Genomic DNA, 14,969 nt, shown 5'->3' with positions numbered 1-14,969 from the left:
ATATTCATGGCTTCTTTTATATTTCATGGGAACCCAGGTTCTTATAAAACATCAACCGCACTTTGGTTTGAAATGCTGCCAGCGTTACGGGCTGGTCGTTGTGTTGTCACTAACATCGAGGGACTTTTTGATTTAGATACCATTGAAAAGGCAGTTGGTGAAAAGTTTCCTGAGTCAGCGCAGTTGTGGCGTATTTCCACATTAAACCAAGCGGGTGTTGATGTACTTGCACGCTGGTTTCATTGGTTGCCAGCGGGCGCATTACTGCTGATTGATGAAGTGCAGAATCTTTACAGCGATAAAGATAGAACGGAATTAAAAGAGTTTAACGTCAGCTTAGATGGTGAACCCAACACGATAGATATTATTAAAGCCGTTGAGTCTTTACCTGCATCATTACGTGAGTATGCGATAAATGTGGTGAGTGATATTAAGCCGGATGGATACACCGATGATCTTGGGTTAACTGAAACAGATGATAACGGCCATATTCGTTATCCCCGAAATATTAAAGATGCGTTAATGCGTCACCGTAAATTTAATTGGGACATTTTGGTTTGCACGCCCGACATTACCAAAGTACATAATCTTATTCGTTCGGTGGCCGAACAGGCTGTCAGTCACAAGTCTTTTGATTTCGCACCAATGCCATATTTCCAAAGACGCCCAAGAACCCACGAACATAACCCACTTGAACGCGGTTTATCTCCGAAGAAAGGTGAACAAGTCAAAAGAAGGAAGATCCCACTTGATGTATTCAAACTCTACAAATCAACACAAACAGGTAAAAACAACAAAAGCGGCAAGGGGACTAGCCCATTTCAAAGCCCTAAGTTCGTTATTGCTGTGGTGTTTCTATTATCCATTCTGGCTTATTTCATATGGTTTGCGTTTGGTCGTGACGATAATCCATCGAGTACCGGTACTCAACAAGGCAGTGAACAAGTTCATTCAGTTGATGACGTTTCTATTGACGAAAGCGCAGTGGTTACTGGGACGAATACTGATTCTATTAATAGTAATGATAGCAGTGCGGTTATTGATGAAGTTGTTGATATTGAGCCAGAGCCTTTAATCGGTTTTGATTTTTACGTTACAGGATTTACCAAACAAGTGAAATACAACCGAACAGAACAGCAGCTCACGCCCGAAGATTTTTTATACCTGATTTATTTTGATGTATATAAAGATGGTCACTTAATGTTTAAGACCACCAACGAAGATTTAAACGAAGTTGGTTATACAACAAAGACATTAACGGAGTGCATTTATAAACTCAGTTATCAAGCTAGTTCGCGGATAGTAACGTGCAAGGAAGATGATAAAGCGAATGATGTTGAACGTGATGGGGATGATTTTACATTGGATGAATCACTACTGGCGTCAGCACCCACTAGCTTATTGTGATTTTAGGGCTAGGCTATTCACTTGTGGGCGGTTTCAAGTTAGCTGTGAAAAATAAATTATAAGGATAGTAATTCTAGATACTTTCCAGTTATCAATAATTATGATTTCTAATCAAACTATTAATTGTGATTGTTTTTTGGTTTAAATCGACATTTGTAATCTAAACTTCTATATAAGTTACTCTTTTGGCGTGTATTTATGCAGTATTTAATAGTATTTCTGAGTATCTCATTACTCGTTGGCTGCCCTAATGGCAGCGATAGTAACGTTGAGCGAAATAGTTATCCGGGCACTGGTGGAGGGGCATTTTTGCCTGATTATGCTATACGGTTTAATTTAAACCCTGCAGGACTAAGCTTAAATGATAATTCTATTCGTCAAGAGCAATCATTAGATTTTACAAAAATTGGAACACAAGGCTCTGTTATTACCAATGATGCTATGGAGTGGTCTTGCGTCTTAGATAATCATACTGAACTGATGTGGGAAGTTAAATCTGCGATTGGTAAGGGCAGTATTAACGATGCAGATTATAGTTACTCTTGGTTTAGGTCGAGTGATGCTGACTTTGAGGGGCATGGAGTGGCTGAAAATGGTGGTATTTGTATTGATAGTAGTCACTGTGACACTGAGAAATTCACGCTTGTTATGAATCAATTAAATTGGTGTGGTTACAATGATTGGCGCTTACCTACACGCTTAGAACTACAAAGTATTGTTAATTATTCGCACGATGTGCCTGCAATTGAAACTGCATTTTTTCCCTATACCCAAAATGATTATTATTGGACTGCGGATATTGATATTGACGACTTGGATTCAGCTTGGATGGTTAATTTCTTGTATGGCAATATTCAAGGTAACTTGACTCGCATGCCAAGGGCTGTTCGATTAGTGCGTAATAGTCGCGTGGAATAAAATAGTCGTAATCATAAAAAGGATATAATGATGAATACCCGCCTAGTGTCTCATACACTTTACCTTGTTAGTACAATATTGTTATTAACTACATCGATATCAGTTAAAGGATTAGAGCAACGTTGTAATGATAATGCCGAAACTTCGACACCTACTGGACGTTACATCCGAAATAGTGATGGTACTGTATTTGATAAAGCCACACGATTAGAGTGGCAAATTTGTGTTAGTGGACTCGTCGGTTCGCGTTGTAATGTGGGAAGTGTGAGGTATTTTACTTGGTGGGAAGCATTAGCGGAGGCCAAGGTGTTTAATAGGGAAAGTAGTAATCATACCGATTGGCGATTACCTGATATAAAAGAACTTTATAGTATTATTGAAACAGCTTGTGAAGAACCTAGCTTAAATAAATCCGTTTTCATAAACCACCCGTTATTGCCTGCAGTGTCTAAGTCTTGGTCTAGTACACCGAGTAATAGTAATGGAGAGAAAGCGTGGCAAATTGAATTTCAAAATGGATTATTATATACCTTATCAAATAACGAGAAGTTAACGGTTCGTTTAGTCAGAACGTGTGATGGCGTATGCCAACAAGCCTATGATTAGCACTTGTTATTTATAGTTTAATTGTCTATTGGTCGTTGCCAATGACGGGAAAGTTCTAAGTTAGTGGTGAAAAATAAGCTATAAGAAGAGTGACTCTAGAAACTGCCCAACAATCAATAATTATGTTCTTGATTGTATTATAAAGATGGCTATTAATATTATGGATGTAGTCGAGTAACTACATCCATAATAACAGACAACGTCTCTCAACGATCCGATTCGGATTTCCTTGTAATTCCCAAATCATTCTATTTCGCTTGCATTCCCAAGTTGACACCGGATGTTCTCTATCCCATAAATTCATTAATTGGCGCTGCTTTTTACTCATGGTGTAACTAGGGTAAGTTTGATCCATATATATATAAGTCCGAGCAATCCGACCGCGTGAACTTATCGGGGGTTCTGCTTTTCGATTATCGATCTTCATATCACAACTATCTAACTCTGATTTAGCAGCTGGCAACATGGCGAAATTGTAATTACTGCGTATCACATTAACAGTATCAATAGCCGGAAACAGATTGTGCATATCCGCCTGCATGTAACGATATTCAGTATTTATCTTTTCGGCACATTTACGCCCCTTAAATGACATACCTTTTCTGTCTACACATCCCCGATTACCACTACGCCACTCACTAAATGAACGCCCAAAGTTTTCGGCTGGAACAACATGCACCCACTCCATTTGTTTGGCTTGTGTTTTATGCTTTTCAGTTTTTAAGTCGACTGGAACGGCTATATTTTTCTTATTATCGAACACCGCAGCACAATAAATCGTTTCTCGATGATCTTGGTAAACAGTTTGTTCTAGGTCTTTCTTTGCTTTGCTGAATGATTGATTGGTTTCATTACCGGCTGCGATGCAGCTCCCGCTAAAACAAAGTAAAATAATGCTGAAAATGGAATTCATTAATTTCATAATAACCTGCTCTAAATATGCTTTTATTTTCATATGAATACACGTTGCTGCTACTACGATTAACAAAAAATAATTGAATACACATTGCGCTTGAGTATATTAACGTAATGTTTTTTCGTCTCATCGAATTCTAAGCTTAGCGAATAATTAATCGGTTTGCCTATTTTGGCGTAAGCTCCCACTAGCTTATTGTGATTTGAGGACGAAGGCTGAGTAACGAAAACACGATAAGCTAGAGGTTTAGGCCTCTAGCTTATATTGATAATGATACTCGGGTATAAAAACAAACAGATCAAATTTGGATTTTGATTGATCAAATAGTGAATGTGATCATCGGGGTATTGAGTGGTTTTGTAATCAATCTGAACCTGTTCAGATATAAGCCATTGCACGTAATTGGAGTAAATAGCAGATTTAATCTGGCGGAACTCGCGGAGCGATCCCTCTATTCATTATGAAAAAAACACCTTTCTTCCTGCTAAACCTGTTTTAAGCAAAGAGTATGCGTCCATGCTTTGTGGGGCATGGACTCATTTTACGCACTAGAACCTACATCCAATAAGTACGCTGCTCTGGCATAAAGTCGCTAGTGTCAGACATATTTCTGATTTCACCACTTTGTTCTTCTGTTTTAGGCTCTTCTAATTTCTCGCCCTTTTCATCAACGATATCGCTTGCATCAATTTGTGGTGTATCCAAGTCATCAACACTAATTGGTTGATCTACTGTTGCATCTTCAACGCTGGCAGGGGCAAAAGATTGGATATTACTCGTTGGCTGGTTAATCGGTAGGTTGTTTTTGGTGCTACAACCTTGATTTAACAGGCAAAGAAAGATGATTAGCTTTAAATGTTTCATTATTACCTCATATGTAAATTGTCATATATAACAATAAGTTATGAATTAATTTGTTAAATTTTAGACAAAGAAAAGCCCATTGAATCAAACCATTCAATGGGCTGCGACACTTAGGAGGGTGCCGTTCTAACTTGCGTTTGGTGGAGTCGGGGGGAGTTGAACCCCCGTCCGAAAAACCTACATCCGCGGTACTACATGTTTAGTCATCTCTATTAATTTAACTTTATGCGAAGCCGAGTGACAGGCCGAACAAAAGCGTGCTCGATTGTGTTTAGCGCTTTCTCTACGAGCGAAGAGTCCACGCGATCCTGATATTTAATGACCATACAATATCAGAGACCCTCAGGCAGGGTTCCGAACGATGGCTAGCTAGCCTAAGCTGCTAGAGAGTAGTTAGAGTCGTTTGCAACTATAACAGTGCGGCTTTTTACGAGGCCAACCGCCCCTCGACATGCACCTAGGGTTTCGTGAATCTCGTCGAATCCTAAATCGACCCCAGAACTAAAATTCTACGCCTTTAGTGTAGAATTGCAACAAATTAACGAACTTTGTGTTTCATCATACGTTCTTTGTCTATTTTCCATTCACGATCTTTAACATCTGAACGTTTATCGTGCTCTTTTTTACCTTTAGCAAGACCAATGTTGAGCTTAACCCACGCTTGCTTCCAGTACATTGATGTAGCAACAATCGTATAACCTTGGCGTTCTACTTTACTTGCCAGTACTTCTAACTCGCGCTTGTTTAATAATAATTTACGAATACGCGTCGGGTTACAAACTACGTGTGTAGATGCAGTATCTAGTGGCATGATCTGCGCACCAGACATAAATGCTTCACCGTTTTTAATAAATACATAACTCTCGGTAATATTTACTTTACCGGCACGTAATGATTTAACTTCCCAACCTTGGAGTTCTAGTCCTGCTTCCAGACGATCTTCGATTTTATATTCGAAACTTGCTGTTTTATTTCTCGCGATGGTGTTTTCGCTGTTTTTTGGTTTTTTCTTAGCCATAATTTATCTTTATGCACCCATCATTGACGGAATTTAATGTTATAAATCTTATAACAAAATCGAATTTTATCCTAGTACTTGTCTTACTTTGCTGGGAATAACAAATGAATTTTATATAGATAAATGCTAAAGTTGCCTGCTTATAATTACTGATGTGACTATTACGCACAGTATTAAGCTATTTTATTGTTTTGAATATAGGGACTCGTATGCCACGGATAACGCGAAGCGCACTGTTAATGTATAGCGCTGACCAAATGTTTAATTTAGTTAACGATGTCGATGCATACCCAAATTTCTTACCTGGCTGTACTGGTACTCGAATTTTAGATGAGCATGATAATGAAATGATTGCAGCAGTTGATGTTGCAAAAGCAGGTATCAGTAAAACGTTCACAACGAAGAATACGCTTACACCTGGGCAAGAAGTGAAAATGGATCTTGTTGATGGACCATTTAAAAAACTAACCGGTGGTTGGACGTTTAAAGCGTTGGATGAAACCGCGTGCAAAGTAACACTTGATTTAGAATTTGTATTTAGCAGTAAATTAGTTGAAGTTGCTTTCGGCCGTATTTTTTCTGACTTAGTGAATAATATGGTGCAATCTTTTACAGACCGTGCAAAAGAGGTTTATGGTGTCGACCAACATTAATGTGGAAGTCATCTATGCATTACCGAAAGAACAAATTACGTTTACGGTAAGCTTAGAGCAAGGTGCGACAGCACAACAAGCGATAGAACAATCAGGAATATTAGTTAAATATCCTGAAATAGAATTACAAAAAAATAAGCTGGGTATTTACAGCCGTTTAATTAAGCTTGATACCGTCGTTGAAGATGGTGAGCGTGTTGAAATTTATCGACCGTTAACTGCTGATCCAAAAGAGATGCGTAAGCGTCGCGCTGAAAAAGCCAAAGAAGATGGACGACTTCATGAAAAAACCGGCCAGAAAATAAGATAATCGTTATTGCTACGATAATAAAAATCACCGCTAATTTGAGCTGTGATTTTTATTATCCAGTATTCGTCAGTTTGATTTTATCGATCAAGCGGCGTTGAAAAATCAGGGTTTAGTAGATAATCACCGATCACTGTTTTCAAGTTATTCCCTTCAAACGTTAATACCAATTCTTTGGTTGTTACTTCACCACGACCTGTTTTGAAGCGGTACAAGTAATTCCAAACATCATGATTGAACGAATCAATTAGCATTGGACTACCAAGTACAAACGTCACTTGTTCTTTAGTCATATCAACACGTAATTTGTCTACTTGGTTATCCTCAACATAGTTACCTTGTGGGATATCAATTTTATAAACCAGTTTTTCAAGAATTGAGCAGCCCGATAAACTAAAGATAGCCAAGCCTGCAATAAGTAAGTGTTTTAAGCGCATAAGTATTTTGCTAATTAAGTCCATATAGATAGGTAAATAATAACTCGCCTGACGAGTGAAGTAAATCGATGTATTTAGCCGACTGACTAAGGTTACGCTGGTTAGAAGACAAAAGCAGGGATTAGTTCCCTGCATTATCTTTGTTATGAGGGGTTAAACTAACATTTCAGCGGCATTACTCAGTGTTGATGCCGTTATTTTATCGCCACCAAGTAAACGAGCGAGCTCTTCAATACGTTTTTCTTGGTTTAACGCTTTCATGCAGGTTTCAGTAGTTTTACCGTCGGTGGTTTTACTCACAAACATTTGCTGATGACCTTTTGATGCGACTTGCGGTAAATGGGTAACACACATGACTTGGGTTTTATCACCGAGTTGACGAAGTAATTTACCTACGATGGATGCTGTTTGCCCTGAGATACCCACATCTACTTCATCAAAAATTAACGTTGGTGTTGAGATCTTCTGCGCAGTGATCACTTGAATCGCCAAGCTTATACGTGATAATTCACCACCTGAAGCGACCTTACCCAATGCTTGCAATGGCTGCCCTGGGTTCGTTGATACTAAAAAGTTAATATTATCTAACCCGTGTGGGTTTGGCGCTTTGTGTTCATCGTTCTCTAATGTTATTTCAAAACAGCCGTTTTCCATGCTGAGTTCGTGCATGCTTGCTGTGATCAGTTTGTTTAGCTGTTTTGCGTATTTTAGGCGACTAGCAGACAGTTTCTCTGCTTGCTGGTGATACTTAGTTTGTGACTCTTCTAGCTCTAGTTTGATACTTTCAATACGTTCATCATCGCCTGCAATGTTATCTAACTCTGATTTTAACATTTGATGATGTGTTGCAAGCTGATCCGCAGAGACTTGGTGCTTGCGCGCCAGTTCTAAGGCTTTACCCAAACGTTCATCGAGGTATTCAAATTGCTCTGGATCACGGTCTAGATTGTCGGTATAGCTACGCAGTTCATTACCTGCTTCTTCAACCAGTACGACTGCTTCTTGTAATGTATCCGTGATCGTTTTTAATTTCGGGTCCATATCTAGCAGGTTTTCTAAGCGATGAGTCACCACTTGCAACATGCTGCAGATTGCATTGTTTTCATTTTCATACAAGGCATCAACACTGCTCATGCACTCTTGCACTAACTCGGTGCTGTTTGCTAATAATCGATGTTCCGCTTCAATTTGGCTGTATTCACCATCGGCAAGCGCAAATTCATTTAGTTCTGATACTTGGTATTGTAATAGCTGTTGTCTTGCTGCGCGCTGCTGCTGATTTTGTAATAACTTTTTTTCTTCATTCGCTAAATCATGCCAGTGTCGATAGCTATCTCGTACATTTGTGAGTAATTTGGTATGGCTGGCATAGCCATCAAGAATTGCTAATTGAACCTCTGGTTTTAATAAGGTTTGGTGTGCATGCTGACCATGAACTTGAACCAAAAATTGTGATAATGATTTAAGTTGTTGTAAGGGAACAGGGATACCATTGATATAGCCCTTAGAACGACCCTCTGCGGTGATGACTCGGCGCAGGATACATTCATCGTCATTATTTAATTCGTGTTCGACTAACCATTTGTAGGCGAGGGAACTTGCTTCAACTGTAAATATTGCACTGATTTCCGCTTTCTTCTCACCGGGTCTTACCGTGCTGGCATCTGCGCGAGATCCTAAAGCGAGACCAAGCGCGTCAATTGCAATTGATTTACCCGCACCTGTCTCACCCGTTACGGTAGTCATACCTGACTTCAGTTCAAGTTCTAAAAATTTAACGATAGCAAAATTATGAATAGTGAGTTGCGTTAGCATGCTGTACCCTGTTTATTTTATCAGGCTGGTTTTATATACAGTATATATCTGCTCACCCATAAGTGTAAATACTTTGCTTTTAGTTGCGGGGTTTATTTTCAATTTGTGATCAAAGTACAGGGTAGAGAAGTGACAAGGCTTAACATTGAGTTAAGCCTTGATAGAACAGTGTTCAAACTAAAATAATTTACTGCCCCAGCCAAGCTTTTCACGTAAAACATTAAAATAATCATAGCTTTTAGGGTGGATAAGATTGAGGTGATTTTTATCACGTTTGATGATAATTTCATCACCCGGTAGTACACCAATGTGCACGTGACCATCACAACTCACCATCATGTTTTCTTCATTATTTGGTGAAACAACTAATTTAACTGTGCTATTTGCATTTATGACAATTGGGCGGCTTGATAGTGTGTGCGGGAACATAGCCATTAATGTGATCGCTTCTAAGCTTGGCGAAAGGATTGGCCCGCCAGCAGATAATGAATAAGCAGTTGAACCCGTAGGAGTTGACACCAATAAACCGTCAGCACGTTGACTTAGCATAAAGCTATTATCAATATAGACTTCAAACTCGATCATTGCAGGGATCTTACCGGGATGTAATATAGTCTCATTAAAGGCTAAGTTTGTTGCTTTTAACATGCCATAGCGATAGATCGACGTATTTAATAAGATACGCTTTTCTGAAATATAATCGCCTTTAAGTACGCTTAACAAATGTTCATCAAACCCTTCAGGATCAAGGTCAGTTAGGAAACCTAAATTACCACGGTTAACCCCGATAACTGCGATATCAAAGCGAGATAGTACACGGCCAGCACCCAACATATTACCGTCACCACCAACGACAATGGCAAGGTCAGCTTCTTCACCTAAATCCATGAGTGGGCGCGAGGCAATATTATCCATATTGAGATCTTGCGATACGCGACTATCAACAATCACGTTATATGCGTGTTCGGTTAAAAAATTATGCAGGGCAATAAGGGTCTTCGTTGTTTCTGGATGCTTGGGTTTTCCGATTAACCCGATGGTTTTGAACTCTCTCTTCATTGCCTTGATTCCACTAAGTAAGTATAGATTCAGTATATACTCAAGCTACTTCAAGATTCAAAGTCTAAATACTTCTTAATTAATTATGTATCGGCCCTTATTTAGCACTATTTTTGCAGTAGAGGATAACTTGAGATGAATTCGACTTGAATCTCGTGTTAGGATCCCCATTATATTTCGGTATAACCCATTAATTGTAATATAGCGTACTACTATTGAGTATGCTGAATTGAATGTCGGAGAAAGTAATGAGCAGCGAAGAGCAAAAAGTACAGGCTGAAAAGCAAGTTGAAGAGCAGTTAGTAACAGAAACTGAAGCGCAGCCTGTAGTTGAAGACGTTACAGTTGAAGAGACTGTAGTTGAAGAAGCGGCAGTAGAAGTTGATGAGTCTGCGGCTCGTATCGCTGCATTAGAAGCTGAATTAGCAAAAGCAACGGCATCAGCAGCTGAATTTAAAGATGCTGCATTACGTTCAAAAGCAGATGCTGATAATGTTCGTCGCCGTGCTGCGATTGATGTTGATAAAGCAAAAAAATTCGCATTAGAAAAATTCGCGAATGAACTACTACCTGTTATTGATAACATGGAACGTGGTTTACTGCATGCTGATAAAACAAATGAAACACTACTTCCATTGATTGAAGGTATTGAGCTAACGGCTAAATCACTAGAATCAGCATTAGAAAAATTTGGTGTTAAATCAGTTAATCCTGAAGGTGAAAAATTCAACCCTGAGTTACATCAGGCGATGAGCATGATTGAAAGTGCTGACGTTGAACCAAATACAGTGATTACTGTGATGCAAAAAGGTTATGAACTAAATGGTCGTTTAATTCGTCCAGCTATGGTTATGATCTCAAAAGCGACTGCAACGCCAGCACCAACAATTGATACACAAGCTTAATTGCTAATATAGCACCGAGTGCTGTAATCATTGTTGTAAAAATAGAGCCTTATGGCTCTATTTTTTTATCTGAAAATTGATGAATCCAGTTTTTGTTAAACGACGATCTATCGATACGATCAAGCTGCTGGATAGAAAGCGCCTAATATGGCTAAGCGACTTGCTCCTGTTACCGCGGGTAAATTTCCCGGTAATTTATGGACGTGCTGTTTGGCTAACCAAGCAAATGCAATCGCTTCAACCCAATTGGGATCAATACCAATCTCAGTAGTGGTCATGACAGGACTATTTGGTAACAAGCGTGCTAAATCAGACATTAATAATGGATTTGAAGCTCCTCCGCCACAAATATACACTTCGCTATTGGTAATGATGTCATCGCTTACCATTAATTTATTCACTTCATTTACAATCGATACTGCAGTAAAGCGCGTTAAAGTGCGCTGCACATCCGCATCTGAATATTCAGCAGTGATTGTGTCTAAATAATCTTGCAACCAGGCTAAATTAAATAACTCACGACCGGTGCTTTTAGGCGCGCTTAACGCAAAATACGAATGCTGTAATAGTTGTGTGAGTAAGGATTCGATAACCGTCCCTGAATTAGCCCATTGACCATCAACATCATAATGGCTGTCACTGTCATTATGAGCGGTAAACCAAGCATCAAGTAAGGTGTTACCGGGCCCTGTATCATAGCCGACAATGGGTTGATCATGCTGCAGACTTGGCAAGTAAGTGATGTTGGCTAACCCGCCAATGTTAACAATGGCGCGTGTAATTGTTGAGTGTTGAAAAACAGCTTGATGAAAAGCGGGTACTAGCGGTGCGCCTTGGCCTCCTAGTGCCATATCCTTGCGTCTGAAATCAGCAACAGTATCAATATTTGTTAATGCGGCCAGTATATTGGCATCACCGATTTGTAAGGTAAATTGGTGCTCAGGGTGATGACGTATGGTTTGACCATGAGAGCCAATGGCTGTGATGTCATTGGCTGTATATTGCGTTTTAGCTAGCAATTGTTCGGTAGCCAGTGCAAAAGCTGTTGCAAGTGGTTGCTCGACCGTTGCAAGCGTGCTTATTTCATCATTGCTTGGGCTGCATAATTGATGTAATTCTGTCGTCAGTTTGGCTGACATCGGTTGTAAGTGTTGCGCAATCAGTTGGCACTGACCATTTTCAAATGCAACTAAGGCAGCATCAATACCATCAATGCTTGTTCCAGACATCAGTCCGATATATAACTCACGCTTGCTTGGCATTGGTGCTCCTTAAAGTTGGTTGTTTATCTCTATTGTCCAATTAATGTGTATAACTTGGCATTACTTTCCAATTGTTCCATGATGATTTTAGCGTCAGAAACAAACTTCGTTTTCTCACTACCACGTAATGAATCCGCTTTTGGTAGTGATACCGTTTTTGGATTCTTATGCTTACCGTTAACTAAAAATTCATAATGTAAATGAGCGCCTGTCACACGACCTGTTGCGCCAACAGTACCAATTTTCTGGTTCTGTTTAACACGTTGTCCTTTCTTAACACTGCGTTTGTTCATGTGTAGGTATTTAGTTACGATATTAGAGTTATGCTTAATAAAGACGTAATTACCGTTAAAGCGATTATAGGCAGATGCAATCACCTTGCCATCACCAGCTGAAACAATCGGTGTGCCGGTTCTTGCTGCGTAATCAATACCATTATGGGCACGTACTTTGCCTGTTACTGGATGGCGACGATTACGGTTAAAGCTAGAACTGATGTATTTGAAGTTTACAGGTGCGCGTAGAAAGGCTTTACGCATAGAGCGACCAGATGGTGTGTAATAGCTACCATCTTTGTTACGAACCGCTTGGAATTTATCGCCTTGATTGATGAACTCTGCGGCAAGAATATTACCAGTAGATACAAACTCACCATCAATGAATTGCGTTTCATAAATAACCGCAAAACTGTCGCCAGCTCGAATATCTAAGGCAAAATCAATATCCCAACCAAATATGGTAGCTAAGTTCATGATTTGTTTAGGTGGCATGTCGGCTTTTACACCCGCATTCCAGAAATTACTAGTGATATCTGCGCGTGCGAATTGTTCTCTTATCTCAATTTGGTTTTTAACTATTTTTGTATTGTATCCATCAGCCGTTTTATTGATATATAACGACTCTGTCGCACGGTAAGGGTAAATTAATTCAACAAATTCGCCTTTGTTATCAGTTGTTATGGTTAGCTTTTGTCCAGGGTAAATACTACGTAAGCGTTTAGCCGATGATAATCGGTCTATTTCATAAATGGTTTTTGTTGATAAATTGCCACGTTTACCGATGAGTGACAGATTATCGCCAGATCTAACAATTATCTCTTCACTGGTTAATTGTGATTTAACTGGCTTATTTTCGCTCGAAATTAGGGGAGGTAGTTTTAAACTGTAACGATCGCCAACTTGATATATATAGAAAGATTCTTCATCTGATGATTGCGGCGCGCTGGTGGATACAGGCAGTAACAGCAGTGACATGATTAAACCGAAGATAATCAAAATGAACGTTCGGTGCTGTTTTGGTAATTGCTTAAAACGGTTACCGAATGACATAAGAAAACACTACCTTGTGATAATTAAAAAATAAGTATCATATTCTAACAAATAGTAAGGTCTGTGCAAAAAAATTATCATTAAATTAGCAGTATTGCCCTTGTGCAACGGTTTTCAATTGTGACGCTATCCAGTAGTATAGAGTTATTATATATAGGTAATAAGTGTGGAGCTTAATATTATGACGCAAATCAATGATGCGTTACGCGAAATTAAACGTGGTACAGAAGAAGTCTTAGTTGAAGAAGAACTGATTGCTAAGTTAAAAGAAGGTCGTCCGCTAAGAATTAAATTAGGTGCTGATCCAACAGGTTCAGATCTACATTTAGGCCATACTGTTATCTTAAACAAGTTACGTCAATTCCAAGATCTTGGTCATGAAGTGATTTTCTTGATTGGTGATTTCACTGCGACTGTAGGTGACCCGTCAGGTAAAAATACAACGCGTCCACCGCTGACTCGTGAAGATGTACTTGCACACGCAAAAACATATACAGACCAAGTGTTTAAGATTTTAGACAAAGAAAGAACACGCATTGAGTTTAACTCTACGTGGTTAAATGAATTAGGTGCTGCGGGCATGATCCGTTTGGCATCACAGCAAACCGTTGCGCGTATGTTAGAACGTGATGATTTCAAAAAACGTTATGCATCAGGTCAAGGTATTGCGATCCATGAATTCATGTATCCATTACTACAAGGTTATGATTCAGTTGCACTAAAATCTGATGTTGAACTTGGCGGTACAGATCAAAAATTCAACCTATTAATGGGTCGTGAATTACAAAAAGCAGAAGGTCAAAAACCACAGACTGTTATCATGATGCCACTGCTTGTTGGTCTTGATGGCGTGAAGAAAATGTCTAAATCAGCGAACAACTACATTGGTGTAACTGATTCACCAAATGAGATGTTTGGTAAGATCATGTCTATTACTGATGACTTGATGTGGAACTACTTCGAGTTATTATCATTCCGTCCATTAGCTGAAATTGAAAAATTCAAGACTGATATCGCGGCGAATGCAGTGAACCCTCGTGATGTTAAGATCTCATTAGCAAAAGAAATTATTGCTCGCTTCCATGACGAAGCTGCAGCAGAAAGTGCACATAATGATTTCACTCAGCGTTTTTCAAAAAATGCGATCCCAGATGAAATGCCAGAATTTGATTTTGCAGTAAGTGATGCAATGGCTATTGCTAACTTATTAAAAGAAGCTGGACTTGTATCAGGTACATCAGAAGCGATGCGCATGATCAAGCAAGGCGCTGTTAAAATTGATGGTGATAAAGTAGAAGATACACGATTTGTTCCTACAGCTGGTACAGCTGTATATCAAGTTGGTAAGCGTAAGTTTGCACGTATTACACTTGCTTAATCAGGTAAATACAATTGTATAAATAAATGTTCATCATTGAGTATTTATAAATAAAAAGGCCCGTTATGATTAATGTCATAATGGGCCTTTTTTATA

At 39.1% G+C, this 14,969-nt stretch carries 15 protein-coding genes and 1 other RNA gene; 7 read left to right on the top strand and 9 right to left on the bottom strand.

The window, feature by feature from the left end; translation table 11 throughout:
• Nucleotides 1–6 precede the first annotated feature (6 nt).
• The 3 genes from HWV00_RS17005 to HWV00_RS16995 all read left to right on the top strand — a co-directional run bounded on the left by HWV00_RS17005 (nucleotide 7) and on the right by HWV00_RS16995 (nucleotide 2,931).
• Entirely contained in the window at nucleotides 7–1,407 is a 1,401-nt protein-coding gene (locus HWV00_RS17005) for a zonular occludens toxin domain-containing protein (RefSeq protein WP_211683260.1), read from the top strand.
• Nucleotides 1,408–1,605: 198 nt separating this feature from the next.
• The gene (locus tag HWV00_RS17000; RefSeq protein ID WP_211683258.1) at nucleotides 1,606–2,325 is read left to right on the top strand and encodes a DUF1566 domain-containing protein; all 720 of its coding nucleotides are present in this window, start codon (nucleotides 1,606–1,608) and stop codon (nucleotides 2,323–2,325) included.
• Between the two features lie 27 nt (nucleotides 2,326–2,352).
• Nucleotides 2,353–2,931: a DUF1566 domain-containing protein gene (locus HWV00_RS16995; protein ID WP_211683256.1), complete on the top strand. Its 579-nt coding sequence runs from the start codon at nucleotides 2,353–2,355 to the stop codon at nucleotides 2,929–2,931.
• A gap of 178 nt (nucleotides 2,932–3,109) precedes the next feature.
• On the opposite strand, the gene HWV00_RS16990 is transcribed toward HWV00_RS16995, so the two are convergent.
• The 4 genes from HWV00_RS16990 to smpB all read right to left on the bottom strand — a co-directional run bounded on the left by HWV00_RS16990 (nucleotide 3,110) and on the right by smpB (nucleotide 5,729).
• On the bottom strand, nucleotides 3,110–3,844 hold the full coding sequence (locus tag HWV00_RS16990; protein WP_370630524.1) for an endonuclease: 735 nt from the start codon (nucleotides 3,842–3,844) through the stop codon (nucleotides 3,110–3,112).
• A 558-nt stretch (nucleotides 3,845–4,402) separates the two neighbouring features.
• Entirely contained in the window at nucleotides 4,403–4,711 is a 309-nt protein-coding gene (locus HWV00_RS16985; protein ID WP_211683254.1) for a hypothetical protein, read from the bottom strand.
• Between the two features lie 138 nt (nucleotides 4,712–4,849).
• Nucleotides 4,850–5,208, bottom strand: a transfer-messenger RNA (tmRNA) gene (ssrA, locus tag HWV00_RS16980).
• A 41-nt stretch (nucleotides 5,209–5,249) separates the two neighbouring features.
• Nucleotides 5,250–5,729 carry an SsrA-binding protein SmpB gene (gene smpB / locus HWV00_RS16975; protein WP_211683252.1) on the bottom strand — a complete coding sequence of 160 codons (480 nt, stop codon included), beginning with the start codon at nucleotides 5,727–5,729 and terminating at the stop codon, nucleotides 5,250–5,252.
• Nucleotides 5,730–5,938: 209 nt separating this feature from the next.
• On the opposite strand from smpB, the gene HWV00_RS16970 reads away from it, so the two are divergent.
• Nucleotides 5,939–6,382, top strand: a complete 444-nt coding sequence (locus HWV00_RS16970; RefSeq protein ID WP_211683250.1) for an SRPBCC family protein — start codon at nucleotides 5,939–5,941, stop codon at nucleotides 6,380–6,382.
• Nucleotides 6,363–6,692, top strand: a complete 330-nt coding sequence (locus HWV00_RS16965; protein WP_211683248.1) for an RnfH family protein — start codon at nucleotides 6,363–6,365, stop codon at nucleotides 6,690–6,692. The genes HWV00_RS16970 and HWV00_RS16965 overlap by 20 nt, the downstream gene beginning before the upstream one ends.
• A gap of 77 nt (nucleotides 6,693–6,769) precedes the next feature.
• Here the strand turns inward: HWV00_RS16965 and bamE are convergent, their stop codons facing one another.
• The 3 genes from bamE to nadK form a co-directional block, all read right to left on the bottom strand.
• On the bottom strand, nucleotides 6,770–7,126 hold the full coding sequence (gene bamE, locus HWV00_RS16960; RefSeq protein ID WP_211683246.1) for an outer membrane protein assembly factor BamE: 357 nt from the start codon (nucleotides 7,124–7,126) through the stop codon (nucleotides 6,770–6,772).
• Between the two features lie 153 nt (nucleotides 7,127–7,279).
• Entirely contained in the window at nucleotides 7,280–8,941 is a 1,662-nt protein-coding gene (gene recN, locus HWV00_RS16955; protein WP_211683244.1) for a DNA repair protein RecN, read from the bottom strand.
• A 177-nt stretch (nucleotides 8,942–9,118) separates the two neighbouring features.
• Nucleotides 9,119–10,000: an NAD(+) kinase gene (gene nadK / locus HWV00_RS16950; protein ID WP_211683242.1), complete on the bottom strand. Its 882-nt coding sequence runs from the start codon at nucleotides 9,998–10,000 to the stop codon at nucleotides 9,119–9,121.
• Nucleotides 10,001–10,248: 248 nt separating this feature from the next.
• Between nadK and grpE the strand changes: the two genes are divergently transcribed.
• Nucleotides 10,249–10,905 carry a nucleotide exchange factor GrpE gene (gene grpE, locus HWV00_RS16945; RefSeq protein ID WP_211683240.1) on the top strand — a complete coding sequence of 219 codons (657 nt, stop codon included), beginning with the start codon at nucleotides 10,249–10,251 and terminating at the stop codon, nucleotides 10,903–10,905.
• A 119-nt stretch (nucleotides 10,906–11,024) separates the two neighbouring features.
• Here the strand turns inward: grpE and HWV00_RS16940 are convergent, their stop codons facing one another.
• Entirely contained in the window at nucleotides 11,025–12,167 is a 1,143-nt protein-coding gene (locus tag HWV00_RS16940) for an anhydro-N-acetylmuramic acid kinase (protein WP_211683237.1), read from the bottom strand.
• Between the two features lie 29 nt (nucleotides 12,168–12,196).
• Complete coding sequence (locus tag HWV00_RS16935) at nucleotides 12,197–13,495, bottom strand: peptidoglycan DD-metalloendopeptidase family protein (protein ID WP_211683235.1); 1,299 nt, start codon at nucleotides 13,493–13,495, stop codon at nucleotides 12,197–12,199.
• A gap of 181 nt (nucleotides 13,496–13,676) precedes the next feature.
• Here HWV00_RS16935 and tyrS point away from each other — a divergent pair, with 181 nt between their 5' ends.
• Complete coding sequence (gene tyrS / locus HWV00_RS16930) at nucleotides 13,677–14,873, top strand: tyrosine--tRNA ligase (RefSeq protein WP_211683233.1); 1,197 nt, start codon at nucleotides 13,677–13,679, stop codon at nucleotides 14,871–14,873.
• Nucleotides 14,874–14,969 lie beyond the last annotated feature (96 nt).

The organism is Moritella sp. 24 (genome assembly GCF_018219155.1).
Classification (GTDB): Bacteria; Pseudomonadota; Gammaproteobacteria; order Enterobacterales; family Moritellaceae; genus Moritella.
This window is presented reverse-complemented; position numbering and strand designations above follow the sequence as displayed.